Annotated in this window: 29 protein-coding genes; 15 read left to right on the top strand and 14 right to left on the bottom strand. The window is 66.1% G+C overall.

Annotation, left to right across the window (positions count from 1 at the left end):
• Positions 1-6: 6 nt before the first annotated feature.
• The 11 genes from JKL45_RS08615 to JKL45_RS08570 all read left to right on the top strand — a co-directional run bounded on the left by JKL45_RS08615 (position 7) and on the right by JKL45_RS08570 (position 10291).
• The gene (locus tag JKL45_RS08615; protein WP_201860712.1) at positions 7-567 is read left to right on the top strand and encodes a hypothetical protein; all 561 of its coding nucleotides are present in this window, start codon (positions 7-9) and stop codon (positions 565-567) included.
• 327 nt (positions 568-894) lie between these two features.
• Positions 895-1149, top strand: a complete 255-nt coding sequence (locus JKL45_RS08610) for a hypothetical protein (protein ID WP_201860711.1) — start codon at positions 895-897, stop codon at positions 1147-1149.
• A gap of 244 nt (positions 1150-1393) precedes the next feature.
• Positions 1394-2251, top strand: a complete 858-nt coding sequence (locus tag JKL45_RS08605) for a lytic transglycosylase domain-containing protein (RefSeq protein ID WP_376771015.1) — start codon at positions 1394-1396, stop codon at positions 2249-2251.
• 217 nt (positions 2252-2468) lie between these two features.
• On the top strand, positions 2469-2852 hold the full coding sequence (locus JKL45_RS08600; RefSeq protein ID WP_201860710.1) for a hypothetical protein: 384 nt from the start codon (positions 2469-2471) through the stop codon (positions 2850-2852).
• A gap of 216 nt (positions 2853-3068) precedes the next feature.
• Positions 3069-3548 (top strand): FixH family protein, encoded by a 480-nt coding sequence (locus tag JKL45_RS08595; RefSeq protein ID WP_201860844.1) that lies wholly within the window; start codon positions 3069-3071, stop codon positions 3546-3548.
• Positions 3548-5077 carry an efflux RND transporter periplasmic adaptor subunit gene (locus JKL45_RS08590; protein WP_201860709.1) on the top strand — a complete coding sequence of 510 codons (1530 nt, stop codon included), beginning with the start codon at positions 3548-3550 and terminating at the stop codon, positions 5075-5077. Before JKL45_RS08595 ends, JKL45_RS08590 begins: the two co-directional genes overlap by 1 nt.
• On the top strand, positions 5074-8262 hold the full coding sequence (locus tag JKL45_RS08585; protein ID WP_201860708.1) for an efflux RND transporter permease subunit: 3189 nt from the start codon (positions 5074-5076) through the stop codon (positions 8260-8262). Before JKL45_RS08590 ends, JKL45_RS08585 begins: the two co-directional genes overlap by 4 nt.
• A 141-nt stretch (positions 8263-8403) precedes the next feature.
• A complete protein-coding gene (locus JKL45_RS08580; protein WP_201860707.1) occupies positions 8404-8685 on the top strand; it encodes a hypothetical protein in 282 nt (93 codons plus the stop codon).
• Between the two features lie 120 nt (positions 8686-8805).
• Positions 8806-9705: a F510_1955 family glycosylhydrolase gene (locus tag JKL45_RS08575; protein ID WP_201860706.1), complete on the top strand. Its 900-nt coding sequence runs from the start codon at positions 8806-8808 to the stop codon at positions 9703-9705.
• A 12-nt stretch (positions 9706-9717) separates the two neighbouring features.
• Positions 9718-9843, top strand: a complete 126-nt coding sequence (locus JKL45_RS30450) for a hypothetical protein (protein WP_281401745.1) — start codon at positions 9718-9720, stop codon at positions 9841-9843.
• 1 nt (position 9844) lies between these two features.
• Positions 9845-10291 carry a c-type cytochrome gene (locus JKL45_RS08570; RefSeq protein WP_246498398.1) on the top strand — a complete coding sequence of 149 codons (447 nt, stop codon included), beginning with the start codon at positions 9845-9847 and terminating at the stop codon, positions 10289-10291.
• 96 nt (positions 10292-10387) lie between these two features.
• Here JKL45_RS08570 and JKL45_RS08565 read toward each other — a convergent pair whose 3' ends face one another.
• From JKL45_RS08565 to JKL45_RS08525, 9 genes are all read right to left on the bottom strand, one after another.
• Positions 10388-11143: a cytochrome c biogenesis CcdA family protein gene (locus tag JKL45_RS08565; protein WP_376771017.1), complete on the bottom strand. Its 756-nt coding sequence runs from the start codon at positions 11141-11143 to the stop codon at positions 10388-10390.
• 329 nt (positions 11144-11472) lie between these two features.
• Positions 11473-12144: a transmembrane anchor protein gene (locus JKL45_RS08560; RefSeq protein ID WP_201860705.1), complete on the bottom strand. Its 672-nt coding sequence runs from the start codon at positions 12142-12144 to the stop codon at positions 11473-11475.
• A 25-nt stretch (positions 12145-12169) separates the two neighbouring features.
• Positions 12170-12832, bottom strand: a complete 663-nt coding sequence (locus JKL45_RS08555) for a HupE/UreJ family protein (RefSeq protein ID WP_201860841.1) — start codon at positions 12830-12832, stop codon at positions 12170-12172.
• Positions 12833-12974: 142 nt separating this feature from the next.
• Complete coding sequence (locus JKL45_RS08550; RefSeq protein ID WP_201860704.1) at positions 12975-13355, bottom strand: hypothetical protein; 381 nt, start codon at positions 13353-13355, stop codon at positions 12975-12977.
• Positions 13356-13487: 132 nt separating this feature from the next.
• On the bottom strand, positions 13488-13925 hold the full coding sequence (locus JKL45_RS08545) for a YqaA family protein (protein WP_201860703.1): 438 nt from the start codon (positions 13923-13925) through the stop codon (positions 13488-13490).
• Positions 13926-13932: 7 nt separating this feature from the next.
• Positions 13933-15276 carry an MFS transporter gene (locus JKL45_RS08540; RefSeq protein ID WP_201860702.1) on the bottom strand — a complete coding sequence of 448 codons (1344 nt, stop codon included), beginning with the start codon at positions 15274-15276 and terminating at the stop codon, positions 13933-13935.
• Between the two features lie 11 nt (positions 15277-15287).
• Positions 15288-15554: a metal-sensing transcriptional repressor gene (locus tag JKL45_RS08535; protein ID WP_201860701.1), complete on the bottom strand. Its 267-nt coding sequence runs from the start codon at positions 15552-15554 to the stop codon at positions 15288-15290.
• A gap of 449 nt (positions 15555-16003) precedes the next feature.
• Positions 16004-16624, bottom strand: coding sequence for a class I SAM-dependent methyltransferase (locus JKL45_RS08530; RefSeq protein ID WP_201860700.1), 621 nt, complete (start codon positions 16622-16624; stop codon positions 16004-16006).
• Positions 16625-16673: 49 nt separating this feature from the next.
• Positions 16674-17429, bottom strand: coding sequence for a DsbA family protein (locus tag JKL45_RS08525; protein ID WP_201860699.1), 756 nt, complete (start codon positions 17427-17429; stop codon positions 16674-16676).
• A gap of 532 nt (positions 17430-17961) precedes the next feature.
• Between JKL45_RS08525 and JKL45_RS08520 the strand changes: the two genes are divergently transcribed.
• The 3 genes from JKL45_RS08520 to JKL45_RS31100 all read left to right on the top strand — a co-directional run bounded on the left by JKL45_RS08520 (position 17962) and on the right by JKL45_RS31100 (position 19631).
• Positions 17962-18477 (top strand): hypothetical protein, encoded by a 516-nt coding sequence (locus tag JKL45_RS08520; protein WP_201860698.1) that lies wholly within the window; start codon positions 17962-17964, stop codon positions 18475-18477.
• 123 nt (positions 18478-18600) lie between these two features.
• The gene (locus JKL45_RS08515; protein WP_201860697.1) at positions 18601-19266 is read left to right on the top strand and encodes a transglutaminase-like cysteine peptidase; all 666 of its coding nucleotides are present in this window, start codon (positions 18601-18603) and stop codon (positions 19264-19266) included.
• Positions 19267-19460: 194 nt separating this feature from the next.
• Positions 19461-19631 carry a cytochrome c oxidase system small membrane protein gene (locus JKL45_RS31100; protein WP_512699574.1) on the top strand — a complete coding sequence of 57 codons (171 nt, stop codon included), beginning with the start codon at positions 19461-19463 and terminating at the stop codon, positions 19629-19631.
• A gap of 95 nt (positions 19632-19726) precedes the next feature.
• On the opposite strand, the gene JKL45_RS08510 is transcribed toward JKL45_RS31100, so the two are convergent.
• From JKL45_RS08510 to JKL45_RS08495, 4 genes are all read right to left on the bottom strand, one after another.
• On the bottom strand, positions 19727-20872 hold the full coding sequence (locus tag JKL45_RS08510) for a L,D-transpeptidase family protein (RefSeq protein WP_246498397.1): 1146 nt from the start codon (positions 20870-20872) through the stop codon (positions 19727-19729).
• Between the two features lie 173 nt (positions 20873-21045).
• Complete coding sequence (locus JKL45_RS08505) at positions 21046-21690, bottom strand: methyltransferase family protein (protein WP_201860696.1); 645 nt, start codon at positions 21688-21690, stop codon at positions 21046-21048.
• On the bottom strand, positions 21690-22178 hold the full coding sequence (lspA, locus tag JKL45_RS08500; RefSeq protein WP_201860695.1) for a signal peptidase II: 489 nt from the start codon (positions 22176-22178) through the stop codon (positions 21690-21692). Before lspA ends, JKL45_RS08505 begins: the two co-directional genes overlap by 1 nt.
• Positions 22178-24304 carry a heavy metal translocating P-type ATPase gene (locus JKL45_RS08495; protein ID WP_376771016.1) on the bottom strand — a complete coding sequence of 709 codons (2127 nt, stop codon included), beginning with the start codon at positions 24302-24304 and terminating at the stop codon, positions 22178-22180. Before JKL45_RS08495 ends, lspA begins: the two co-directional genes overlap by 1 nt.
• Before the next feature lie 70 nt (positions 24305-24374).
• On the opposite strand from JKL45_RS08495, the gene JKL45_RS08490 reads away from it, so the two are divergent.
• A complete protein-coding gene (locus JKL45_RS08490; RefSeq protein ID WP_201860693.1) occupies positions 24375-24791 on the top strand; it encodes a MerR family transcriptional regulator in 417 nt (138 codons plus the stop codon).
• A gap of 43 nt (positions 24792-24834) precedes the next feature.
• Here JKL45_RS08490 and JKL45_RS08485 read toward each other — a convergent pair.
• Positions 24835-25566 (bottom strand): hypothetical protein (locus JKL45_RS08485; protein ID WP_201860692.1); only part of this gene is annotated, 732 nt, incomplete at its 5' end.

Raw genomic sequence — 25566 nt, 5'->3', positions numbered from 1 at the left:
GAGGGGATGTGGTGCTCGGGGTTCGATCCGTTCGCCAATCCCCGCGTGGTCCTGGTCAAGGCGCTTGCGATGGCCGCCAAGAGCCCTATGCTGTTGCTTGCCGGCCAGTTGAGGGTCGGTCATAGGAGCAAGTCACTGGACCCTGTGTGGACCCGCTTACGCCGTCTTGTCGCAAGCCTCATGCTTACGGCCGTGACCGCGTTCTTGCTGCACGGCGGGGGCATGGCAGGCCTGCACGCCCATAGCGCGGTCTCCATTGAGAGCTGGGAGGCGGCCGCCCGCATCAACGGGTCGCCCCAGCCGGATGGCGGAGATGGCCACGGCGCGGCCGGTGTCAGGGCATCGGACATCTGCGCCTGCGCGCTCCTTGAGGCCGATCATGACGGGGCCGGCCCCAACCATCCCCCTCATTGTGGCACTGTCTGCGGCATGGCCCTGCCGTCCTTTGGTCCTGGCTCCGCGATGGCTCCGGCCACGGCCACCAGGCTGGCCATGGTGAGCCGACAGGGCTCCGGCGCCGACCCGGACGGCCTGAAGCGTCCTCCCCGAACCTTCGACATCATCTGATCGTGCGACCGGTCCAGGCCGTGTCGCTCCCGACGACGTCCTCATGAGCCGGGTTTACGCCTAACCCTTGCACAACCCGTCAGCGCGTCAGCCCTCACCGGCACCTGGGCCCGTGAGGGCGGGAGCGTGGGGCCTGGGTGGGCCCGGTCACGAGCATTGTCCCTCGCACATGGATCCGTGCCTGTTCTCCGGAGCGCTGCATTGCCGGACAAGATCGATGACCGCCGCACAGACAAGCCGGCAGCCTCCCGCGTTCGCGCCAAGACAGCGGCCGGCCGTGATGGGCGTAACAAAATTGGATTGGGCAGGTCCCCCGGGCGACCCCGCATGCCCGACAAGCCAAGACGCACGACCGCGGCCCAGGCCTACATCTACTTCGAGTGCCGCTTTGCGCGCGGACTGTTCTGCGCGATTCCAAAGAGCGGCGCGATCCCGGACTTCCTCATCGGTGCTGGCTGGAAGTTCCGCGGCACGCTGGGCAAGCACGGGGACAGCCCAGGCGGCTTCAACGTGACAGCCGCGCGGTCCGCCGTCCAGCGCGAGGGCTGCTACTTCTTCGTGGCTGCCGCGGACGAAGCCTGAACGCCAATGCCGTCCGCACGGCAGGAGTGGTGTTGCGCACCGTCTTGCAAAATCGGACGGACCATCACAGATGCGTTGCACGGAAGGTTGCGTGCGGCGTGGTGTCGGTGCGCCGGACCGCGCTTGGACGGTGCGACACCTGCTCCCCGCGGAGAATGAGCGTGCCTAGGCGTTGCCGTCTTGGCCGGGCATGGCCTGCCGTGGTCAGCATGGCCGTCTCGTACACCCCCCGCCGGAGGATGCCGTGGGTCGTCTGCTACTCATTGCCGCCTGCCTTGCCGCCGTGGTGACGGCCGCCGCCGCGCAGCCCGCCCTCGCGTCCCTCCACCGGAGCGAGGACCGGTCCGAGGCCGACCGCATCGAGAAGATCATTCTCTCGCTGCCAAAGCCGCTTGTGGTGGAGACCCTGGTCGGCTTGCCGCCCGTCCAACCGAAAGGGCGTGGCTATTATCTGCCGCTGGTCGCCCGGGAGGCCGAGCGCCACGGGTTGCCGACCGCTGTTGCGGATGCCGTCGTCATGATCGAGAGTTCCTACAATCCATCCGTTATCGGAACGGTCGGGGAGCTTGGACTTATGCAGGTCCGTCCTGGCACGGCGGCGATGCTTGGCTTCACCGGCCCAAGGAAGGCCCTGGCCGATCCGCAGGTCAACATCCGCTACGGGGTCGAGTACCTTGCCAAGGCCTGGCGGCTCACAGGCGGCGATCTGTGCCGAGCGCTCATGAAGTATCGGGCTGGCCACGGGGTGGAGCGGATGACACCCCGCTCGGTCGAGTATTGCCGGAGGGCCCGGGTTCATCTCGCCGCCATAGGCTCGCCCTTGGCCAGCCAAGGGGCTGCGGATCCCGCAAGACTTCCAGCTCAGCCGGTGCAGGTTGCATCCGCCCAGCCGCTTCCCTTGGAGCGCGAGCCTCGCCTGACGGCACAGGAGCAGCGCAAGGCAGATCTCCAGCGTGAGCTTGTCAAACGGTTCATCCTTTCGGTTGCAAACGTCGGTTCACAAAGCAAGGCCGAGGCCGTCAAGCGGGCAGGGAGGTTGTCGAAGGCCGGGAAGGTGGACGTTGGGCGGAAACAGACAATTCCGTTGGGACGCAAGCCATAGTGCTGTGGCAGGCTTTCAGATGGTGTGGCAGCCATGGGCGCCAGCCTGACAAACATGGCCCAACGTTCTCAGGTTCGGCGCTCGTTGACCAAAGCGTCACACTCGAACATGTCAGGCGGCCGTCAGCACGACCAGGGTGGGCTCTCATGGAACGAGCAGCTTAGCCATCCTCCCATGATTGACCTTGAAACCCGAAGCGGTATCGATCATGTGATCCGTGGCGGCTTTTCTGAACTGCCCTGATGTGGAAGTGTTGGGTATGGCACTTTGGGTGGCCCTTTCCCGGTTGCTGACGATCCTGGCGGTCGTGAGCCTTGTTGTCGTCGGTGGTTCGTCCGCCGCGTCGGCGGGGGCTGGGTTCAACGCGCCCATTATGTCGACGGCGGATGACATGTCCTGCTGCGACCAGTCGCCGCCTGACTGCAGCGACATGAAAGCGTGCCCGTTCGCGGTGCTCTGTATCGCGAAGTGTTCCCAGAGCATGCCGATGGCTGGCTGGGTGGTGGTGCGCGTCGCGCTCGCGGCGGAGCTCACCCCCTATTTCGCGCAACGTGGCGACAGTCTGCCCGCACCGCCTCCGGATCATCCTCCCAAAGCCTAGTCCTCCACCGGCGTCCGCGCCGGGTGGTGTCGCCCCGTGATGATGCATCACGGGGTTTGATCGCGCATCGAAGGGCGTCCCCCGTGGCGCCTGCAATGCCCTCGCTATGCATGACTAGGTTGCAGACAGATGTTTTTCCTCACCAAAGGGCGCACCCTTGCGGCTGCGTTCCTGGGGCTGGCCGTGGTCGGAACGGCCATCCTCGGCCTCCTGATGATGGATCGGTCGGCCTTGCCGGCCTGGATCCCTCCGTCCGTGGTCCAGGCCTTGCCTGACCGTTCAACCCTCCCGGATTGGGTTCCGACCTTCTGGGCCGAGGCGAGGGCGCGGTCCGGGCTGACGCGTGCCCGCACGTTGCCCCCGGTCTCGACCGCGGAACTCAAGGAACATGCCTTCGAGCTTGTCCAAGGCGAGGTGAAGCAGGGTGCAGCCATGGTGGACGTGCGCCTTGTTGACGGGCGCTCCGGTCAGCTCGTCCCCGACGCGGTGATTTTCGCGCGGCGGATCGACATGGCTCCCGACGGCATGCCGACAATGACGGCGCCCATCGAGCCGATGCCCGCACCTGAGCCTGGGATCTACCGGTTCAGGACCGACCTGATGATGGAAGGCAACTGGCAGCTCTCGCTGGCCGCGAAGGTGCAGGGCGAGACCGGCACCGTACAGAACCGGCTCGTGCTGAAGGCGGTGCAGTGATGGACCAGATGACGCGCTTCCATGACTTCGAGCCGGACGAGCGCCGATCCTCGGGCGGCAAGCGAACGCCCAGGCGCCTTCTCGTCGCTGCGTTGCTGCTCCTGACGCTTGGCGTCGGCGCCTGGCTCGGCTTCCGCGCGGGCCGGAGCGACCTTTCCCTGCCTGGCGGCATTGTGTTGCCAAGCTGGCTTGCTTCCGTCCCCGGTGCCTCTGGCTCCTCTCCCGCAGCGACCGTCCCGGTTGCCTATTACCGTGAACCCGACGGCAAGCCCTTCTATTCCGCCGGGCCGAAGAAGACGGAGGATGGCCGGGATTACGTCGCCGTTCGGGTCGGAGAGGACATGAGCTTCGATGAGAAGCCGAAGGATGCGCCCGCCGGCTCGACCGCTGCCGGCCAGGGTGGCGGAAAGAAGATCCTCTACTATCGCAACCCGATGGGTCTGCCGGATACCTCGCTGGTTCCCAAGAAGGACTCGATGGGCATGGACTACACCCCCGTCTACGAAGGCGAGGCGGAGGACGGATCGACCGTCACGGTTTCGTCCGGCCGGCTGCAACGCACCGGCGTACGCTCCGAGCCGGCTGAGCGCCGGGTCGTCACGCGGCCGGTGCGCGTGCCCGGCACGATCAAGCTCGACGAGCGGCGCGTGGCCGTTGTCTCCCTGCGCTCCGAGGGCTTCATCGAAAAGGTCGAAAACGTCACGACGGGCGAGCGGGTGCGCGCCGGCCAGCCACTGCTGCGGCTCTACTCGCCGGAAATCTCCGCCGCCAGCGCGCAATACCTGAGCGTCCTCACCGATAGCGGTGGGGCCGGCGGTGGCCGGGCGGCAGTGCTGGAGGGGGCCCGGCGGCGCCTTGAGAACCTGAACGTGCCACCCGAGGTGCTTTCCGAGATCGAGCGCGTCCGCAAGGTGCCGACCACCGTCACGTGGTCCGCCCCACGGGATGGCATCGTGCTGGAGCGCGATGCGACGGACGGTATGCGGGCCATGCCCGGTGACGTCCTGTTCCGGATCGCCGACACCTCGACCCTCTGGGTCCTCGCGGACGTGCCGGAGCACGATCTCGGCGCCGTGCGTCCCGGCCAGGCCGTCACGATCCAGGTGCGCAGCCTGCCGGGCCTGGCCTTCACCGGCACAATCAGCCTGATCTACCCGCAGGTGAACCCGGAGACCCGGACGGCCCGGGTGCGGATCGAGATCCCGAACCGGGAGGGCGTCCTGCTGCCAGACATGTATACCGACGTCGAAATCGCGACGGGGGCCGACAAGCCCGTCGTGGCGGTGCCCGACAGCGCGCTCATCGACACCGGCACGCGTCAGGTCGTGATCGTCGACAAGGGTGAAGGCCGCTTCGAGCCGCGTGAGGTGAAGGTCGGCGCTCGCGGAAACGGCTTCGTCGAGATCCGCGAGGGCGTCGCCGCGGGGGATCAGGTGGTGACATCCGCCAACTTCCTGATTGATGCCGAAAGCAACCTGAAGGCAGCACTGCAGAGCATGGCGGCTCCGGCCGGGGAGAAGCCGCAATGATCGCCCGCCTCATCGCGTGGTCATCGCGCAACCTGATGCTCGTCCTGATCGGAACGGTGTTCGCAGTCGCGGCGGGTCTGTACTCCCTGCGCAGCCTGCCGCTCGACGCCATCCCCGATCTCTCCGACGTGCAGGTCATCGTCTACACCGACTATCCGGGTCAGGCGCCGCAGGTGGTGGAGGATCAGGTCACCTACCCGCTCACCACCGCCATGCTGACGGTGCCGAAGTCGAAGGTGGTGCGGGGCTTCTCGTTCTTCGGCGCCTCGTTCGTCTACATCATCTTCGAGGACGGCACCGACGCGTACTGGGCCCGCTCGCGGGTGCTGGAGTACCTGAACGCGGCCGCACGACGCCTGCCCACCGGCGTCACCCCCAGCCTGGGCCCGGACGCCACCGGCGTGGGCTGGGTCTACCAGTACGCGGTCATGGCCAAGAACATGACCTTGGCCGAGTTGCGGTCGCTGCAGGATTGGGTGATCCGGTTCGCGGCCTCGAAGGGCGAGGGCGTCGCGGAGGTCGCGAGTGTCGGCGGTTTCGTCAAGCAGTACAACGTCGTCGTGGACCCGCGGCGGCTGCGCGCCCAGGGCATCTCGCTCCAGGCGCTGCGCGAGGCGATCCGCACCAGCAACGCCGACGTGGGCGGGCGCACCGTCGAACTGTCCGAATTCGAGTTCATGGTCCGCGGCCGCGGCTATCTCAAGAGCATCCAGGACATCGAAAGCATCGTCCTGAAGACGCAAGCCGGCACGCCCCTGCGGCTCGGCGACGTCGCCCGCGTCGAGATCGGGCCAGATGAGCGACGCGGCATCGCCGAGCTCAACGGCGAGGGCGAGGTCGCAAGCGGCATCGTCCTGCAGCGGTTCGGGGCCAACGCACTGAACGTGATCGAGAGCGTGAAGGCGCGGCTCGCCGAGGTCGCTTCGAGCTTGCCAGAGGGCACCGAGATCGTTCCCGTCTATGACCGCTCGCAGTTGATCGAGGCCGCCATCGAGACGCTCAAGGGTACGCTCATCGAGGAGAGCATCATCGTCGCGCTGGTCTGCGTCGTGTTCCTGCTCCACCTGCGCAGCGCCCTGGTCGCGATCCTCATGTTGCCCGTCGGCATCCTGATGGCCTTCGGAGCAATGAAGCTCCTCGGGCTCGGGTCCAACATCATGAGCCTCGGCGGCATCGCCATCGCGGTCGGTGCGATGATCGACGCGGCCATCGTGATGATCGAGAACGCCCACAAGCACCTGGAGCGGGCGCCGCCGGACCAGCCGCGCGTGGAGATCCTGATCAAGGCGGCGACCGAGGTCGGGCCGGCGCTGTTCTTCAGCCTGCTGATCATCACGGTCTCGTTCCTGCCGATCTTCACGCTGGAGGCGCAGGAGGGGCGCCTGTTTAGCCCGCTTGCCTTCACCAAGACCTTCGCCATGGCGGCGGCGGCCATCCTGTCCGTGACGCTGGTGCCCGCGTTGATGGTGATCTTCGTGCGTGGGCGGATCATCCCGGAACACAAAAATCCGCTTAACCGATTCCTGATCTGGATCTACCGACCTGTGATCCGCGGCGTGCTCAGGGCGAAGGTCTTGACCATCCTGCTCGCTGTGGTGGCGCTCGGCGTGACGGTCTGGCCGGCCCGCCAGCTCGGCTCCGAGTTCATGCCGACCCTGAACGAGGGCACGCTGATGTACATGCCCACCACCTTGCCGGGCCTGTCGATCACCAAGGCGGCCGAACTCATGCAGACCCAGGACCGGATCATCAAGTCCTTCCCGGAGGTGGCCTCCGTCTACGGCAAGGCGGGACGGGCGCTGACCGCCACCGATCCGGCCCCGACGGAGATGTTCGAGACCATCATCACCTTGAAGCCGAAGGACGAGTGGCGGCCCGGCGTCACCATCGACAGCCTCAAGGCCGAGATGGACAAGGCGCTGCAGTTCCCCGGCGTGTCGAACGCCTGGACCATGCCGATCCAGGCGCGCATCGACATGCTCTCGACCGGCATCCGCACGCCCGTCGGCATCAAGGTGTTCGGCACCGACCTTGCCGAGATGGAGAAGATCGCACGTCAGGTCGAGGCCGTGGTCAAGGCGGTTCCCGGCACGTCGAGCGCCTATGCCGAGCGGGTGATCGGAGGCTATTTCCTCGACATCGTCCCGAACCGGACGGCGCTCGGGCGCTATGGCCTGACCGTCGGGGACGTGCAGGACGTGATCGCCACGGCGCTCGGCGGCGAGACGGTGACCACCACCGTCGAGGGCCGTGAGCGCTACAGCGTCAATGTGCGCTATCCGCGCGAGCTGCGCTCGAACCCGCAGGCCATCGCCACCGAGGTGCAGGTGCCGATGCCAAACGGGGGCGCCGTGCCACTGGGCGAGGTCGCGGAGGTGAGGCTCAATCGGGGCGCGACCGCGATCCGCACGGAGAACGGCCAGCTCGCGGTCTACATCTTCGTCGACATCGCCGGGCGCGATCTCGGCGGCTATGTCGCCGAGGCGCGCCAGGCGGTCGCGAACGAGGTCAAGTTCCCGCCGGGCTACCACGTCCAATGGAGCGGCCAGTTCGAGTACCTGGAACGCGCCGAGGCCCGCCTCAAGATCGTGGTGCCGGTCACGCTGCTGATCATCTTCCTGCTGCTCTACCTCAATTTCCAGGCTCTGACGGAAACGCTCATCGTCATGCTGTCGCTGCCGTTCGCGCTGGTGGGCGGCATCTGGCTGATGTGGTGGCTCGGCTTCAACATGTCGGTCGCGGTCGCCGTCGGCTTCATCGCATTGGCCGGGGTTGCGGCCGAGACCGGCGTCATCATGCTGATCTACCTCGACCACGCGCGGCAGGAGGTGCAGGCGGAGCGGGAGCGCCAGGGCCGTCCGTTCACCCGGGCCGACCTCTATGGGTCGATCATGATCGGCGCTGTGGAGCGTGTCCGGCCCAAGATGATGACGGTGATCGCCATCATGGCGGGTCTGGTTCCGATCCTGTGGAGCAGCGGGGCCGGGTCGGAGATCATGCAGCGCATCGCCGTGCCCATGATTGGCGGCATGATCTCGTCGACCGTGCTGACGCTGGTGGTCATCCCGGCCATCTATGCTCTGATCAAGGGTTACCGCCTGCCTCGCACCGTCGGCGATGCCGATGGGGGCCGAGATGCCAGGGCCCAGGAGCCCACGCCGGCATGGCTCCGTGCGGCGGAATGAGGGGCAGAAATGGTGCTGCCGATGTCCATCTTCCTTCCAGTTTTGCCCATGACCCCAGAAGCGGCTGGGCGAGGTGTCCACCCGGAGGGCGCACTAGGCGGTGCGACGTCCCGGCCGTCACAGGCCACACAGGAGAAAACCATGTCCAAGATCCCGATGATTGCCCGTTCGGTCTTCGCCGGAGCCGCGCTCCTGGCCGGCGCCGCGGCCGTCTCCGCCCAGGAGGCCATGCCTGCGCCGTCTTCGTCCCAAGCCGATCCGCACGGAATGGGGCAGGGCGGTTCCATGCCCATGATGGGCATAATGCAGCAGATGTCCCAGATGATGGAGAACTGCAACAGGATGATGCAGTCCGCGATGCAGCAGCAACAGGGCGGTGCAGGGCAGCAGCCGACGCCGCCGGCTCCTGGCACCCGAGGCTGAGATCAGGCCAGGGCGGCGTGACGGCCCATGTCCGGCACGGACCACCCGACGCAATCCGGCGACGCTGGGCTGCAACAGCCCAGCGTCGCTCAACGCAGCACCCCAGCAGGACTTTCCTCAATGAAACGGACAAGCAAGACATCACCCAAGAAGCTTCTCACCGCCGGAGCGGCAGCGCTGGCGATCACAGTCGCCGCCTTCACCATCCGCACCGACGCGGCCGAGACCGTTGCTGTTTCGGACCTGACGACACAAACCCACATCCACGGCTTGGCCGTCGACCGCCAGGACCCCTCGCGCCTCCTGATCGCGACCCACCATGGTCTCTTCAGGACCCTTGCGGACGGGAAGGCGGAGCGGATTTCTCCGGTTCAGGACTTCATGGGCTTCACCCCGCACCCATCCGACCCGAACAGGCTTTATGCGAGCGGACACCCGGTGCAGGGCGGCAATCTCGGCTTCGTTGCCTCGGAAGACCGCGGACGAACCTGGTCCCAGGTTTCCCCGGGCGCGAACGGTCCGGTGGACTTCCACCAGATGACCGTGAGCCCAGCCGACCCACGGACGATCTATGGCACCCACCGGGGGCTCCAGATCAGCCGGGATGCGGGCAAGACGTGGACGATCATCGGCCCTGGGCCTGAGGGGCTGATCGATCTCGCCGCCTCGGCCAAGAGCCCGGACACGCTCTATGCGGCGACCCAGTCGGGCCTGCTGGTCAGCACGGATGCGGGCAAGTCCTGGCAACCTCTCGTGCAGGGAGTGCCGGTGAGCTTGGTCGAGGTGACGCCCGAGGGCACGCTCTACGCCTTCGTGCTCGGGCGGGGTCTGGTGAAGGCGGGTGAGCCGCCGGTCGGGCTTGAAACCATCAGCAGCGGCTTCGGGGAAGGTTACCTCCTTCATCTCGCGGCGGATCCCACGAATCCGCAACGGGTGTTCGCCGTCACGAACGGCGGGAAGCTTCTGAGCAGCGCAGACCAGGGACGCACGTGGACGGCGCTCGGTCAGCCCCACTCGTGAGGCGAGGTTCCGATGACAGGCATGATGGACGGGATGGTCTGGATGATGGCGGGAATGGGAGTGGCGTGGCTCCTGACCGTCATCGTCCTCGTGCTCGCAGCGGCGGCGCTGCTCAAGTATCTCCGCGGCAGGTCGTGACATGGGCAAGATGCTGGCTTGGGGTGCCCTCCTGGTAATCTTCGGTGCTGCGGCCACCTTTGGGTGGCTTGGTCTCGAACGGTCCCTCGGCCACGGCACCGCGGCCCAACTTGCGCTCGGCGCCAAGCTCTATGCCGAGCGCTGTGCCTCGTGCCACGGAGCAAAGCTTGAAGGCCAGCCTGACTGGCAGGAGGCCTTGTCGAGCGGCCGCATGCCAGCACCACCGCATGATGCCAGCGGGCACACATGGCATCACAGCGACGAGGAGCTGTTCACGATCACGAAGAAAGGTTTGGCAGCGGTCGTGCCGGGATACGAAAGCGACATGCCCGCGTTTGAGGGCGCACTGTCGGACGACGAAATCCGGGCCATCCTCGCCTTCATCAAAAGCACCTGGCCAAAGACCGAGCGCGAATACCAGCAGGCCCGCAGCAGGCCTGGAGCGTGAGGCTTGCACTAGGCTCAGGGCATTCCGACCATTGGTTTGGGAAGGGTCTAGGTCAAAACAGGGACAACTTTGGTTGGATCTGTGCGTTTCCACGTCTCAGCCGAGTGTCGCGAAAGCCAGGAACGTCTCCAGAAGCCAGAATGACATGTCAGTGATCCAGCCGGCCAGGAAGGCGATGCCGGTCAGCACGAGGAGCCCTCCTATCGTCTTCTCCACCAGCACGAAGCGCGAGCGCATGCGCTTCAGCAGGGCGACAAACGGCTTCATGGCGAGTGCCGCAAGCAGGAATCGGACACCGAGGCCCGCTGAGTAAGCCGCAAGCAGCAGGGCTCCCTGCGCGACGCTCTGCTCCGAGCCGGCAACAGTCAGGATCGCCGCCAACACCGGCCCGATGCAGAGCGTCCAACCGAACGCGAAGGCAAGGCCCATCGCATAGGCACCCCAGAGGCCGACCGGCTTCTCGATATTGAACCGAGCTTCCCGATAAAAGAGCCCGATCCGGAAGATGCCCACGAAATGCAGGCCCATGACGATGATGGCGAAGCCTGCCACCGTGCTCAGCACATCGACATGTTGCCGGATGACTTGCCCCAAGGCGGAGGCCGTCGCGCCGAGCAGAACAAAAACCGTCGCGAACCCGGCCACGAACAGGAGCGCGGCCAACACCGCCCACCTGCGAACCGCACCGTCGCCGGCGTTCAACCGGTCGAAGGTCGTGCCTGCGAGGAACGACAAGTAGGGCGGCACCAGCGGCAGGACGCAAGGGCTCAAGAAGCTGATGAGGCCACCGAGTACGGCGGGCAGCGGGGCTTGCGCAAGCCCCACTGCGACGATGGTGATCGGATCCCCGATGACCGGCACCCACGACAGCAGCAGGGACCAGCGCCCGTAGCGGCGATATCAGCCTTCTGGCTTGGCGACCTGCTTCCTGGTGACCGGAAACCAACAGCAGCCCGTCAACCAGGCGATGAAGAGGCCCAGGAACCAGTTCACGCAGGAGCCCGGAATGTTGCGGAGGTTGGCGGCGAGCACCAGCACCCGAACAGCAATATTTCCGACTGTAGAGGGAAGATCGTGGACGATAGGAAGACAGTCCCGGTCAGGCCGAGATATTCGGGCAGATGTTCCATGAGAACCGACAGTGGACCCCAGCGCGGCCTTTAACCGTGCTGGGGCTCCGGTCACTTGCGTTGGAGGCTGCCGAAGTCACCGCTGGCAGTCAGCTTCACCGTGACCGGAGCAGAGCCGCGGTTGCGCCAGAACCAGCCATGGTTGCCGTCGAAGGCGGCTGTGAGCTCGCCTTCATCCCCAGGAACGCCGCGACCCTTCGAGTACGAGATCTCGTTGCCGCCCGGTCCGTCCGCATGGGTATCGTGGTTGACCGCGCCGCCCTCGACTTTCCAGGCATAGGTCAACTTGGCGCCCTTCTTCATGTCGGCCTTGACCTCGGCGCCCTCGCCCGGCTTCAGGGTCACCGAGAACTCCTGGGACTTGGCCGCGGCCGGGGTCTGCGCCTGCGCCGAGCCGACGACGAGGTGGGCGAAGATGGAGCCGAGCAGGCTGGACCGCTGCTCGGGAGCCGGCGTGGCCGGTGCAACCGGAGCGCCAGGCGCTTGGCCGGCCTGGTCCTTCGCCCGGTCGGCCTCGGCTTCCTCGGCAAGCTGCGTCTTGATCTCGCCCATCTCGGTGAGGCCCAGCATCCGCCCGGCGCCGGTTGGGTCAATGCCGTATTCGGACGGCAGGACCACGGTGACAAGCAGCGCCGCGGCGACCCCGGCGGCGATGAGGGTGGAGCGCACGAGCTGGGCCGAGGACGGGAGCTCGGCGCGGGTCGGCAGGTCGGTGTTGTACATCGGTGTGTTCCTTCGAGTGGAGGGATCAGGTGGCGGGGATCGCGACGAAGTAGCCCGTGAGCTGCATGCCGATCAGCACGAAACCGGCGGTCATCATCGCGACGTTGGCGGTGTAGGCATGGCGGAAGAAGCCGTCGGTGCGGCGCCAGTAGCCCATCAGGATCAGGATCCCGAACAGCGCCATAAGCTGGCCGACCTCGACCCCGACGTTGAAGGCCAAGAGGTTCGGCAGCAGCCCGTCGGGTGCCACGTCATATTCCTGGATCTTCGCCGCGAGGCCGAAGCCGTGGAACAGGCCGAAGATCAGGGTGGCTACCTTGGTGTTTGGCTGGAACCCGAACCAGCGCTGGAAGGCGCCAAGGTTGTCGAGCGCCTTGTAGACGACCGAGAACCCGATGATGGCATCGATCAGGTAGGCGCTGACGCTAACCCCGTAGAGCACGCCGAAGATCATCGTCACCGAGTGGCCGACGGCGAACAGGCTGACGTAGAGGCCAATGTCCTTGGCCCGGTAGAGGAAGAAGACCACGCCGAGCAGGAACAGCAGATGGTCGTAGCCGGTCACCATGTGCTTGGCGCCGAGATAGAGGAAGGGGATCAGATGAACCCCGGTGATCTCCTGAATGTAGCCCTTGTCGCCCTCGGCGACGGCATGGGCGAGCGCCTCGAAGCCGGAAAGCGACAGCATCAGGAGGGTTGCGGCGAGCGCAGGGAAGGCGGCTGGCGGGTGCATGAAAGGCAGCCACCACCGGCCTCCGGGAAGAGGTCTTGGCATAGGAATTTCCAATGTTCGTACGGATCAGATGGCCGCACTCAGGCGGCCTGCGGGATCAGGCGGCGAACGAAGGACAAGGAGGCCGGTCGAGACGGAACGAAAGATGGAACGGTGGACGGCCCTGCTCCCATTGGCGTTGGAACTGGCCATCCGGGGCCTTCAGGGATGCCGGCGCAGACGCCAGCCCCATGGTGACGTGGGAGTGGTCCTTGTGCTCCAGTCCATGGCCGGGCAGATGATCCGGATCGGGATCATCGCCATGGCTGTGTCCGTGCCCGCTCGCATCCAGGAGCCCCGCATGCGCGAAAGCGTCCACCGTGTGGGAGGCCGTCAGCTCATAGGACGAGGGAGCCGCGCGCAGGAACGGCACGGCGCCCAGCATCACCGCCAAGGCGATGATCAGGCGAAAACCGTTCAGGAGTGCCGCTCGCGTCATCAGGGAGACTTAAGGACCTCTGAGTTAATCGGAAGTTAACAGGCCGGTGGTAAGGCAGCGTCAGATAGGGCGGTGTTCGCCTGCTGCAAGCCGAGCCACCCAGGGACGGATCATGGCGTTTCCTGCTCCGCCTCAGATCCAGCTGTGCGCCAGGGCGGCCACGACCAGGTAACGCCCCACTTTCGCGATGGTCACCAGGATGAGAAACACCGGCAGGGGCTCGCGGAGCACACCGGCGACGATGGTCAGCGGGTCGCCGATGACCGGAGCCCAGGACAGCAGCAGCGTCCAATACCCATAGCGTTGATACCAGCGCTCAGCCTTCGCGATCTGGTCGCGCTTGACCGGAAACCAGCGGCGATCCTCGAAATGCGCGATGAAGCGCCCGAGGAACCAGTTCACCAGCGAGCCGAGGATGTTGCCGACGCTCGCTACCAGGATGAGCAGCCAGAGGTGATAGCGCTCGGACAGGATCATCCCGGCGAGCACCACTTCCGACTGCGCCGGCAAAATGGTCGCGGCCAGCAGCGAGGCTGCGAACAGGCCCAGATACGCCAACGCGTCGGGCATCCGGGGCTTACGAGCCCTGCTTTGTTGCGTGTCGGGCCGGCCAGCGTCGGTGCAGGTCGTCTATGGTGAAGCCATGGACATGGCGTTCCCCATACTCCTGCAGATGCGGGTGGTCCGGCGGCAGGTCGGAATGGGCATGCTCGATATCTTCAGGATCGGCTGCAGGCCAGAGCCGGGCCGCGAGAACGAAACCGAGCAGGGTCACCAGCCCAAGCACCCCCAAGGTCGTGGGAATGCCCGCCGCGGCCCCGAGCCAACCTGCCAGCGGATAGGTCAGGAGCCAGCAGGCGTGCGAGAGCGCGAACTGGGCGGCGAACAGGGCGGGACGGTCGTCGGCCTGAGCCGAGCGCCGCAGCAGGCGGCCCGTCGGGGTCTGCACCGCCGAGTAGCCGATCCCCAGAAAGACCCAGGTGACGAGAAGGGCCACCCAGTTGATGGCCCCGGACCAGGTCGCGGCGGCAAAGACCAGCAGGACCACGCCCAGGAGTGCCGCGGCCGGCAGCATCACCGCCCGGTCGGGCAGCGTGTCGAGCACGCGCGGCAGCAGGAGCGCCGCGACCATCGAGCCGCCGCCGAAGCAGGCCAGCGCCAGGGCCATATCATCCTCCGGCAGGCCCAGCACGCCACGGACGATCACAACGGTGTTGACGATGACCATGGCGCCGGCTGCGGCGACCGAGAGGTTGAGGGCCAGAAGCCCCCGCAGGCGCGGCGTCTTGAGATAGATGCGAAGACCACGGGTTGTCTTGTCGTAGATCCCGCCCTGGCGCTCGGACCGGGCCGGCTGCGGCAACCTGACGGAAAGGACGAGCGCGGCGGAGCAGAGGAAGCCGATGACCGTGCCCCCGAACAGCCAGTGGAAGCTGATGACGGTCAGGAGGGCCGCTGCGAGGGCCGGGCTGAGCAGGCTTTCGAGATCGTAGGCCAGACGGGAAAGCGACAGTGCCCGGGTGTAGTCCTTCTCGTCCGGCAGGACATCCGGAATGGTGGCCTGGAACGTCGGCGTGAACGCTGCAGAGGCCGACTGCAGCAGGAAGATCAGGACGTAGATCTGCCAGACTTCGGTGATGAACGGCAGCAGCAGCGCGACCGCCGCCCGCACCAGGTCCATCGACACCAGGAAGGCCCGGCGGGGAAGCTGGTTGGCAAAGGCGCCAACGATGGGCGCCACGCCCACATAGGCCACCATCTTGATCGCGAGGGCCGTGCCGAGGACCACGCCGGCGTCCACGCCGGCGAGTTCATAGGCGAGCAGTCCGAGCGCCACGGTGAGGAGCCCCGTGCCGGCAAGTGCGATCACCTGGGCGGCGAACAGGTGGCGGTAGGTGCGGTTGGCGAGAACGTCGAGCATCGGCGGGCGCCTTACAGGTATTTTGTGAGTGCCTTGAACTCCTGCAGGGCAGCCCGGCCATCGCTGTGCCCCTGGCCCGCCGCATCTGCCAGGCAGTGCTCGATGTGGTCGTTGATCAGCTCGCGCTTGGCCTTCGTGATCGCGGCCTCAACCGCGTGCAGCTGCTGGGCAAGGTCGACGCAGGGCCGCTCTGCCTCGATCATCTGGATGACGGAGGCGAGGTGGCCGTGCGCCCGTTTCAGGCGGGCGATGATGTCAGGGTGGCTGGCATGGATCATCCTGGTAACCTATCCCCCTGGAAGGGATCCGGCAATCTCCAATCGTGTGGCGCCGGCACGCTCGCCGCAGCGGCGGCTCGAACGTTCGATAGGAGCATGACCCTTCTCGCTTGTCTGAGTGCCGCGCTGGCCGAGATCGCCGGCTGCTTTGCCTTCTAGGCCCATGCCCGTCTCGGACAACCGGTGTGGTGGCTGCTCCCTGGCATCAGATCGCTCAACGCGCTCGCCCGGTGCCTGACCTTGGTTGACGCTGCCGCGGCAGGGCGGGCCTGTGCCGCCTAAGTGGGATCTACATCGCCGCGTTTCTGGGTTGGCTGTGACTTGGTGGAGAACCGTCAACATGACCGCCGGGACCTCACCGGCGCCGCGGTATGCCCGGCCGGTACGGCCATCATCCTCGATCCCCGAACTGACGGCTGGACCATAGCCCGTCCTGGAACGTGCCAGGCTTAGCGCCGCCGCTGAAAACGCGTGAAGACGAACCGCTGCTGCTCGCCTGATGGCGTCCGATGATCCTCCTCGAACGCGTCCAGGAGGGTGAAATCCGCTCCGAGAAGGGTCGCAATCGCATCCTGGTCGGCCCGCAGGACCGGCAGGCCGCTGCACCGTTCGGGCCCGCTCGGGGCAAAGCCCGAGATCAGGACGAAGCCACCTGGCTTCACCGCGCGTCTCATCGCATCCGCATAAGCCTCGCGGTCCCGCGGCTCCGTCAGGAAGTGTAGAGCCGCCCGGTCGTGCCAGAGATCGACGGGGAATTCGGGCTGCCATGCCGCGATGTCAGCCACGATGAAGCGGACCGCCCGTCCCCGGTTGCCGAGGCGCGTTCGGGTCCTCTCCAACGCGGCGGCGGACACGTCCAGCACGGCGATCTTGGTGAACCCTTCCCCAAGAAGGGCGTCCGGCAGGTGGGAGGCTCCCGCCCCGACATCGAGGATGAAGGCATCGGTGGCAAGATGGCAGGCATGGATAAGGCGCAACGAGGTTTCCGGTGTTGCCTGGAACCAGCTGACCGCCTCTTCGGCCTTGGTGGTGAAGACGTTGTCCCAGTGCTCCTGCCGCGTCTCTGACATTATGGTCACCCAAAGTGGTTGGGGAGCCGTCTAATCCTGTCCTTCGACCTCACTTACGCGTGTTTGCGATGACCTGACGCAGAGGCTCGGCTCCGACCGCTCCGGCAATGACCTCGCTCCCGATAACGAAACCGGGCGTGCCGTTGATCCCCAGCTTTTCCCCCAGCTCCATGGTTTCCTGGAGCGCCGCGTTGATCTCACCGCCTTGCAAATCCTTTTCCAGGCGGGCCATGTCGAGGCCCATCTCCTTGGCTACGGCCTTGGCGGATTCCCCGTTGGCTTGGCCGCGTCTCTCCATCAGCCTCGTGTGGAACTCATAGAGCTTGTCGCCGGTAAGCTGCGATTTGGCCGCCAGCGCGACGCGGCTGGCCTCGACGGACCCTGGCCCAAGCACCGGAAAGTCCTTGATCACCACCCGCAGCTTGGGGTCGGACTTGATGAGCGCCTTCACGTCGGCCACGGCGCGTTTGCAGTAGCCGCAGTTGTAATCGAGAAACTCGACCATGGTGACGTCGCCCTGCGGGTTGCCGAGCACGAAGTCGCGGGGCGAGTTCTCCAGCTTGCCGCGCTCGGCGGTCAGGACCTCCGCCCGACCCGCCCGCTCGGCCACCTGCTGCCGCCGCTGGAGCTCGGTGAACGCCTCCTGCAGCACCTCGGGGTTCTTGAGGAGATACTCCCGGACGATCCCGCCGATGGCTTCGCGCTGCTCGGGCGTGAACGAAGCGGGCTGAGCCAGCACCGTAGAAGGCAGAACGAGCGCGGCGAGGAGCGCGACACGGCGCACGGCGGGAGCATTGAAGGGCATCGAAGGCGATCCTTGCGTTCAGACCGTCCTGGTCGCGCCTCTGCGCCGGACCGGTCAGTCACTTGCAAGTGCAAGCTTGCCCATGACTACCGATTCGGCTTCCCGCTGTCGATCAGGCCAGCCGGTCGAAAGTCCCCGGCTGGCCGAGATCAAGGGAAAATGACTTCCAGGGCGCCCGGCCAGCGTGCTGACTTAGGAGCATGCGACACCCTCTGAGAACCTGGACTGCCCTCTTTTCCATCATCTCCGCCCTCCTCATGGGCCAGGCTGTCGCCTCGCCTGAGCCGCCGCGGGCGGTCCTCGAACTCTACGTGAGCCAGCTCACACGAATCCCTGGTTGGGAAGTTGGACACCATCACGAGCTTGTGAGAAATGGCGAGGCAAATCGAAGCCCCCGGACCCTGGCTTCGGCAGCCCGCCGGCTTCGAATGCGGTAGCATGGGAGATGAGGCAACAGACCTGGATCGCGCTGCCTGATATCATGAGCCCGCCATGGTGCTCGGGGTGGATTTCAGCAACCTTTGGAGAGACCATGCGACTGGCCCTTGGCTTATTCTTCTCTATGTTCGCTTTTGCCTGCCAGGCGGCAGCCGGGCCGTTCGAGGCCTCTCCGCAGCGGTATGAGCAAACCGTCAACGCGGCGCTGCAACAGGTCGGCACCGATCTCCGTCTCCGGCAGACCTCCTGTGTGGCCAGCACCCGATGCCGCTTCGCCGCGCGTCTGGTCGAGGTCGAAGTGGTCGGCCCGACCAACCGTCCCGGCACCGAGCGGATCGTGATCGGGGCCACCTTTCGCCAAGGCGACGATGCGGCGGCGACGAGGCTCATCGACGATACCCTGACCGTGCTCGGCGCGACGATGGTCGTCTACGATCCCGGGATGGCGGCTCGCCGGCGCGGCGAGCTCCTGCTCGAACTGGGGGATGCCGCCCTCAGCCTTGGCGAGGCGCACCGGGACAGCGCCGACGTCCACTACGCCCTCTCGTTCGACGACGTCAGCGGACGCCTGGAGATCACCGCTGCGACATTGCGCGCGGGACATGGTTAACGAAATTGTCGGAACGAAACGGGGTGCGACCTGTTAACTCTCGTTTAACTTTTGCCTTGAGCGCCTCCGGCCCACCGTGTCAGGTTTGATGAACAAAACCTTAACGGCACATCGGCGGGGGCAATGCGGCAAACTCTCTTCGGGTCTCTGAACACTCGACCTTCTCTCCGGAACACGCTTCGTCTCGCGGGCTTCGCTTTAGGCTTTGCGTTCATCGGCACCGGGGTGCAGGCGCAGACCCTAGCCGGCATGCCGTCCGTCTCCAAACCCGTCGCGATGGTCGGCACCGCGAAGCCGATTGTGGGTTGGGTGCGCCTCTGCGAGCAGAACCCGTCCGAATGCGCCGTTGACGTCTCCGAACCGACCACCATCACCCTTTCGACCAAGGACTGGCAGACCCTTAACCGGATCAACCGGCAGGTGAACGCCGAGATCAAGTCTAGGACCGACAAGGACCATCTGGGCGTCGAGGATCGCTGGGGCTACGCCGAGGACGGCTACGGTGATTGCGAGGACTACCAACTCGTCAAGCGCAAGCGCTTGGCCGAGGCTGGCTTCCCCCGCCGGGCGCTCCGGATGACCGTGGTCATCGACGAGGAGGGCGCGGGGCATGCGGTCATGATGGTCCGCACGGATCGGGGCGATCTCATCCTCGACAACAAGCGCGACGCCATCCTGCCCTGGCACAGGACGGGCTATATCTACATCAAGCGCGAGGGCGACAATGGCTCGGCCTGGGCCTCGCTCGGTGGTGCGTTCATATCCCCGACAGCCACCGCAGGGCAGTAGCGACATCGTTCGATTCGGGAAAGCAGTTCGGGTCATTCGCCGTGCTGGCCCTCGTCTCCGACGCCTAGAGTTGGCGGCTCGCGCTCTTGCGTCCGCCGGCAAGACCGGCGCCCCGTTCCGGAGTAAGGGACTTGAACCTCTAGTGGCATGAGGTGCTAGGTCCGGCATTCTCGACTTGCCGAAGGGACGCAAGGATGGACGATTGGCAGAAACGGAGACGTCGCAGGAGCCTTGCTCTGGCCCTGACGCTTCTGGGCCTGGTCGTCATCCTCTACACGGTTTCGTTCGTGAAAACCCGTGAGCTTGAGGACCAACGCCATCGGGAAAACCCGCAAGCTCATACCCCCGCCAAGACAACGCCCTAGGCCGGGTCGAACGACCGTCCTTCAGAATGACCGAACAATGCCCCAATCAATGGCGATCAGCCTTGCATGGCGGACCAACCCTGCGGGCCCCAGGCTCAGCCGCCGAACAGTCCCCGGAAGCGTTCGAGCACCGAGCGCCCCTCACTTCCCGCCGCTTGCACTGCCGGCTCAGGCGCCGCACTCGCGATAGGAGCAGGTCTTGACGGCCGCGCGGCGTCGCCAGCACGGATCTGGCTCTTGGGGGTCTGCAAGGCATAGGCAAGCGTCGATGACGGTCCTTGCCTCGGCTTCCCGTTCGCGGCAAGGATGACCTCCTGCGGCCCCGCGCTCAAGGCTTCAGGCCGACTGACATCGCCGAGCCGATTGCGGGCGCTGGCATCGACGGCGAGCGAGCCGTCATCCCCGGACAGCGCCTGCCGGAAGCTCTGGTGCTGCCCACCGTCACCGTACACAAGTTTGATCGGCTGCACGCCCTTGGCCGCCAAATCCGCGACCTGCTGATCATCGTTTTGGCGCTTCTGCGCGACGGCCGCCATGACAGAGGCATCGCCGCTGAACGCATACTGTTGGTTGGCCACTGAAACCTGCGGCTCCTGGTTCGCCAACTCGAAGTAATCCGAGCCTTCCTTCAGGTTCCTCCAGAAGGCGATGTTCGGGTCGTAGCGGTGCTTGGCCAGGTTCTCGGCCGTCATCCGGAACGGATACGATTGAAACTGGAAACCACGCTGGCCGCTGGCAAAGGACTCCCGCGCCAGCGCATAGACCTCGGAGATCGCCTCATCCGTCATGGCGAAGCACCCCTGCGACGAGCACGAGCCATGCACCATCAGATGCGACCCCGTCCGGCCGTGGGCACGGTCATAGGCATTTGGGTAGCCGAGATTGAATGACAGGTAGAGCTGCGAGTTCGGGTTCATCTGCGCCGGGGTGACCGTGTAGAACCCCTCCGGGGCTTGGCGGTCACCCTCGCGGATCTTCGGCCCGAGCTGGCCCGACCAGCGGCACATCGGGTACGTCTTGAGGAGCGCGTACCGGCCATCACGGCCCCGCTTCCAGACCTCGATCTCGGATTCCTTCTTGTAGGACCGCATCAGGATCGGGTCGTTCTTCGACATGCCCTTCGTTTCCATCAGCGCCATGGTGGCGGCCGGGATCGGCGCCAGGTGGCGCGTGGACATGCTCTCGCCCTGGCAAGCGGCGAGCGCGAGCACGAGGCTCGCAGCCAATGCGATACGCTTCATCGTGGGAATCCCCGCATTCTGTGTGCCCGTGATCGATCCCGGACGGTTCCCCATTTTTCTAAGGGATTGGCTTTAACGCTGTCTTGCCGCAGGCACAGGAACCTGCGGAAGCGGGCCAACCGGCACGAAAGGTTGCCTTCAAGTCCGGCAGGATTGAGGCGTCCGCCCCCCGCTCACCCACGATCCACAGGCTGGGCGGTGGATGCCCTGCCCAAGTTCCTGGAAAGGCCGATCCAGCGCGGCACGGCAACTCGATACGCCTCATAGGCAGGACCGTGCATGCGTCGCAGGTGTTCCTCCTCCATGCGGATCTGGACCGAGAAGGCCACCCAAGCGGCCGCGAGCACGATGCCTGTGACCGTGGTCGGGGCCATGAGGAAGGCGCCGAGCACCACGGCGACCATGCCGAGGAAGGTCGGGTTGCGCGACCAGGCGAACAGGCCCGACGTCACAAGCCCGGTCCGCTCCTGATCCAGGCCGATCCGCCAGGACGTCCCCATCTGCACCTGGGCGGCGAGGATGACCGCGCTGCCTGCAGCCATCACCGCGAGACCCAGCCATGCGATGGTGGGTCGGGCCAATCCCGGAACCAGGCCGGCGGCCATATCGGCGGTCGGCAGGACCGCCCGCACGATCAGGAAGACGAACAGGATGGCGCCGCCGACGCGATAGACCCGCCCGACGAAATCATGAGCAGTGTCGCCCGTGCCGAACCTGTCCGCCGAGCGGCCGAGACGCTGCGACACGCGGCGAGTGAGCAGCGCGAAGGCGGCGCTGAGGCCTACGAGCAGCAGGACGGGGAGAATGGCGGACGGCATCAGGATGCCTCCTTTCGCCGGACCCCGATCCCGAGGCTGTCGGTCACGAGCCAGGTCACCCCGAGTGTGATGGCGATGTCCGCCACGTTGAAGGTCGGCCAGTGGTAGCCGGCGGCGTGGAGGTCGATGAAATCGGTCACCATGCCGTCCCTCACGCGGTCGATCAGGTTGCCGAGCGCGCCCGCGAGGATCAGGGCCAAGGCCACACTCTCCTGCCGGGCCTGCGCCCTGACGCTCCAGACCGCCATGCCAACGCAGATCAGGGCCGTGATGCCGATCAGGGCAAGCACGCCCCAGGCCTCGTCGGCGGGCAGGAGGCCGAAGCTGATCCCCCGGTTGAAGCCGAGCCGCAGGTTCGCGAACGGCAGGACCTCCAGGACCTCCCCGGGCATCAGGGACGCCCGGGCCATCGCCTTGGTGGCCTGATCGAGCAGGATGATCGGTCCCGTGACCGCCAGAAAATAGCCAATCCTCGCCATGACCGTCATCACACGCTCCGTCCGGCCCCGAGCAGGCGCATGGCGTTGGCTGTGACCAGCACCGTGGCGCCGGTGTCGGCAAGGATCGCCGGCCACAAGCCTGTGATGCCGAGGATGGTGGTCACCAGGAAGACCGCCTTGAGCCCGAGCGCCACGCCAATGTTCTGGCGGATGTTGCCCATGGTGGCCTTCGAGAGCGCAATCATGCGGGCGATATCGAGCACGCGTCCGTGCAGCACGGCGCCGTCCGCCGTCTCCAGCGCCACGTCGGTGCCGCCGCCCATCGCGATCCCGACATCCGCCGCCGCCAGCGCCGGGGCGTCGTTGATGCCATCACCTACCTTGGCGACGATCTGCCCCTGCGCCTTGAGTTCGTTCACGATCCGGAGCTTGTCCTGCGGCAGCAGGTCGGCCCGGGGCTCTACGCCGAGGCTGCCGGCAATGGCCGCCGCCGTCCTGGCGTTGTCGCCGGTGAGCATGATCGGCGTGATCCCGCGCGCCTTGAGGGCCTTCAGTCCCTCCAGCGCGTCCTCGCGCGGCTCGTCCCGAACGGCGACCAAGCCCACGGGCACGTCGTTCACGAGCAGGACCGACACGGTCTTGCCCTCCTCCTGCAGGGCAGCGATCCGCGCCTCGGCCTCGGGCAGAAGCGGCGCGATGGCTGTGGCGGCCTTGGGCGAGCCGAGCCACAGGCCCCGGCGACGGAAGCGTCCCTTCACGCCCTTGCCTCCGAGCGCCATCACGCCGACGGCGGGCGTGACCTCAATGCCCTCCGCATGCGCCCGCGCCAAGATGGCCTTGGCGATGGGGTGCGACGAGGTGGCGTCAAGAGCGGCGGCATCCTCCAGGACGTCGCGTTCGCTCGCCTCGCCGAGGGCCACGACGTCCGTCACCTTGGGTCGCCCCTCGGTCAGGGTGCCGGTCTTGTCGAGGGCGACAGCGGTCACCTTGCCGAGGATCTCCAGCACGGCCCCGCCTTTGATCAGGAGCCCACGCCGGGCACCCGCCGCCAAGCCCGCCGCGATGGCAGCCGGGGTCGAAATCACGAGGGCGCAGGGGCAGCCGATCAGGAGCACGGCCAGCCCCTTGTAGACCCACTCGCCCCAGGGCTCGCCCGCCACCAGCGGCGGCAGGATGGCCACAAGGGCGCCGACGACAAGCACGGCGGGGGTGTAGTAGCGCGAGAAGCGGTCGATGAAGCGCTCGGTCGGGGCCTTGGCCTCCTGCGCCTCCTCGACCAAACGGACCACGCGGGCAATGGTGTTGTCCTGCGCCCCGGCGGTGACCCGGACCCGCAGCGTACCGTCGGTGTTGATGGTGCCGGCGAAGACGCTCTCGCCTTCCCCCTTGCGCTTGGGCGTGCTCTCGCCCGTGACCGGAGCCTCGTCGATGGCGCTCTCGCCCGAGACGATGGTGCCGTCGGCCGGTACGCGGTCGCCGGGGCGAACCGCGATCACGTCGCCCACCGCGAGGGTCTCGGCCTGGACCTCCTCCAGGGTTCCGTTCCGCTCGATGAAGGCGGTCTTCGGCACCAGGCTGGTCAGGGACCGGATGCTGGCGCGCGCCCTGCCGGCGGCAACGCCCTCCAGCAGCTCGCCGACGAGGAACAGCAGCACCACGATGGCGGCCTCCTCGGTCTCGCCGATGATCACCGCGCCGATTGCGGCGATGCTCATCAGGGTCTCGATGGTGAAGGGTGCGCCGGTCATGGCCGCAGAAACCGCACGGCGGGCAATCGGCACCAGCCCAATGGCCATGGCGGCGGTGTAGAGCCAAGCCTCATAACCAGGTAGGACCATGGCCAGCAGCCATGCGGCCGCGAGGCCAAGGCCTGAGAGGATCGTCAGCCGTCCCTTGGCGGAGCGCCACCAAGACCCGTCCTCGGCCTCATGGTCATGATGATGCCGCGCCTCCTCGCTAATGGGCGAGATGCCGTAGCCGAGGTCGCGGACCACCTTCTCGACCTGCTCGCCCGTGCCGGCTTCCGCCACCCGCAGGCGCAGGGTCTCGGTCGTGGTGGTGATGTTGATGTCGGAGACGCCGGGCACGCGGGCGAGCGCAGTTTCGATCTTGCGGGCGCAGCTGCCGCAATCCATGCCTTCGACGCGGTAACGCAAGCGGTCGGTCATTGCCAGATATCCAGTTTGATCCTATCTGGCGGGCACGCTACAACCTCTAGCGGTTAGAGGTTCAAGAGGTTTTTTGATGAATTTGGCGATTGGCGACCTTTCGCGGCGAACCGGGGTGAAGATCCCCACGATCCGGTACTACGAACAAATCGGCCTCCTTCCCTCGCCGGTCAGGACCGAGGGCCAGCAGCGGCGCTACGGCTCTGACGAGGTGCGCCGCCTCAACTTCATCCGTCACGCCCGCGAACTCGGGTTCGAGGTCGATGCCATCCGGCAACTCCTTGGCCTCGCTGACGATCCCAACCGGTGCTGTGGTGAGGCCCATGAGATCACCAAAGCCCACCTCGATGAGGTGAAGGACAAGATTGCCCGCCTCACGGCCCTACGAGACGAGCTTGAGACTATGGTAGCCTGCGACAACCGGCGGGTTTCCGAATGCCGGATCATCGAGGTCCTGGCCGATCACGGCCAATGCCTGCACGAGACGCACTGACTGACCGCTGCATGTTCCACCTGTCGCAGGTCAACCCGGCCGCCTAACCTCGGGAGAACCTCTGGCCCTCCCGGATGAGCCACCCCAGGGCTCCTGTGCGTGCGCCCAGAAGCACCCCTTGCTCCTCGGCCAGACTCGCGATCTCCGCCCAATCCTCCTCGCCGAGGGGCCGACGTCTCTCGATGCTGGCGCGCAATGTGTTCATCCTGTTGGCCAAGTCGCGGTGCTCGAAGAAGCCCTCCCGGGCCGCCACCCAGGGCGCGTTCGCCCGGGCATGGGCTGCAGCCTCGCCCAGGTCGATCTCCAGCTTCTCGTTTGGTCGGATCTCGCCAAGACATGCCTTCAAATCGTCAAGGTCAAGGTGGAACGGGATCAAATCAGGACGGCTGCGCTGCAGCTCCGATGCGACATCCCCGCAATCCGAGCAGACCTTGGCCACCGCGTATTCATGCACGATGGGCTCTGGCGGATGCCAGGGGTACAGAGCCTGCCGGAATTCCAGGTTTTGCGCATCGCTTTCCAAATGGAAGACCTGATGATCACGGATCTGGGCGAACCACTTGCCCTGACCCGACAACCGCAGAATGCCGCGCTTGCCGCGGCCGCAGCATGGGCAGGTCCAGTCAGGCGGGGTCCGCTTCCACCCGAGTTGCGCCCTCTGGTCGAAGGCGTCGAACTCCGCGTTGGTTGGCGCCCGCGCGCCTTTGGCCGGTCGTGCGCGGGTCGACCGGCCGGCGCCGTCCCGCATCGTCGAGCGATCCGCCAGATCGAAGGA

Source organism: Microvirga soli, from assembly GCF_016734765.1.
GTDB lineage: Bacteria > Pseudomonadota > Alphaproteobacteria > Rhizobiales > Beijerinckiaceae > Microvirga > Microvirga soli.
The sequence above is the reverse complement of the archived record's forward strand: the minus strand, read 5'-3'. Positions and strand labels throughout refer to the sequence as shown.

Bases quoted from the DNA above. Each gene is read 5' to 3' on its own strand.
- JKL45_RS08550 (WP_201860704.1), bottom strand. From the start codon at position 13,355: ATGACGCGAGCGGCACTCCTGAACGGTTTTCGCCTGATCATCGCCTTG.
- JKL45_RS08580 (WP_201860707.1), top strand. From the start codon at position 8,404: ATGTCCAAGATCCCGATGATTGCCCGTTCGGTCTTCGCCGGAGCCGCG.
- lspA (WP_201860695.1), bottom strand. From the start codon at position 22,178: ATGACGGTCATGGCGAGGATTGGCTATTTTCTGGCGGTCACGGGACCG.
- JKL45_RS08595 (WP_201860844.1), top strand. From the start codon at position 3,069: ATGGATCGGTCGGCCTTGCCGGCCTGGATCCCTCCGTCCGTGGTCCAG.
- JKL45_RS08520 (WP_201860698.1), top strand. From the start codon at position 17,962: ATGCGACTGGCCCTTGGCTTATTCTTCTCTATGTTCGCTTTTGCCTGC.
- JKL45_RS08570 (WP_246498398.1), top strand. From the start codon at position 9,845: ATGGGCAAGATGCTGGCTTGGGGTGCCCTCCTGGTAATCTTCGGTGCT.
- JKL45_RS08615 (WP_201860712.1), top strand. From the start codon at position 7: ATGTGGTGCTCGGGGTTCGATCCGTTCGCCAATCCCCGCGTGGTCCTG.
- JKL45_RS08590 (WP_201860709.1), top strand. From the start codon at position 3,548: ATGGACCAGATGACGCGCTTCCATGACTTCGAGCCGGACGAGCGCCGA.
- JKL45_RS08560 (WP_201860705.1), bottom strand. From the start codon at position 12,144: ATGTACAACACCGACCTGCCGACCCGCGCCGAGCTCCCGTCCTCGGCC.
- JKL45_RS08490 (WP_201860693.1), top strand. From the start codon at position 24,375: ATGAATTTGGCGATTGGCGACCTTTCGCGGCGAACCGGGGTGAAGATC.
- JKL45_RS08545 (WP_201860703.1), bottom strand. From the start codon at position 13,925: ATGCCCGACGCGTTGGCGTATCTGGGCCTGTTCGCAGCCTCGCTGCTG.
- JKL45_RS08535 (WP_201860701.1), bottom strand. From the start codon at position 15,554: ATGATCCATGCCAGCCACCCTGACATCATCGCCCGCCTGAAACGGGCG.
- JKL45_RS31100 (WP_512699574.1), top strand. From the start codon at position 19,461: ATGGACGATTGGCAGAAACGGAGACGTCGCAGGAGCCTTGCTCTGGCC.
- JKL45_RS08525 (WP_201860699.1), bottom strand. From the start codon at position 17,429: ATGCCCTTCAATGCTCCCGCCGTGCGCCGTGTCGCGCTCCTCGCCGCG.
- JKL45_RS08540 (WP_201860702.1), bottom strand. From the start codon at position 15,276: ATGCTCGACGTTCTCGCCAACCGCACCTACCGCCACCTGTTCGCCGCC.
- JKL45_RS08555 (WP_201860841.1), bottom strand. From the start codon at position 12,832: ATGCTGTCGCTTTCCGGCTTCGAGGCGCTCGCCCATGCCGTCGCCGAG.
- JKL45_RS08505 (WP_201860696.1), bottom strand. From the start codon at position 21,690: ATGCCGTCCGCCATTCTCCCCGTCCTGCTGCTCGTAGGCCTCAGCGCC.
- JKL45_RS08530 (WP_201860700.1), bottom strand. From the start codon at position 16,624: ATGTCAGAGACGCGGCAGGAGCACTGGGACAACGTCTTCACCACCAAG.
- JKL45_RS08510 (WP_246498397.1), bottom strand. From the start codon at position 20,872: ATGAAGCGTATCGCATTGGCTGCGAGCCTCGTGCTCGCGCTCGCCGCT.
- JKL45_RS08515 (WP_201860697.1), top strand. From the start codon at position 18,601: ATGCGGCAAACTCTCTTCGGGTCTCTGAACACTCGACCTTCTCTCCGG.
- JKL45_RS08575 (WP_201860706.1), top strand. From the start codon at position 8,806: ATGAAACGGACAAGCAAGACATCACCCAAGAAGCTTCTCACCGCCGGA.
- JKL45_RS30450 (WP_281401745.1), top strand. From the start codon at position 9,718: ATGACAGGCATGATGGACGGGATGGTCTGGATGATGGCGGGAATGGGA.
- JKL45_RS08610 (WP_201860711.1), top strand. From the start codon at position 895: ATGCCCGACAAGCCAAGACGCACGACCGCGGCCCAGGCCTACATCTAC.
- JKL45_RS08585 (WP_201860708.1), top strand. From the start codon at position 5,074: ATGATCGCCCGCCTCATCGCGTGGTCATCGCGCAACCTGATGCTCGTC.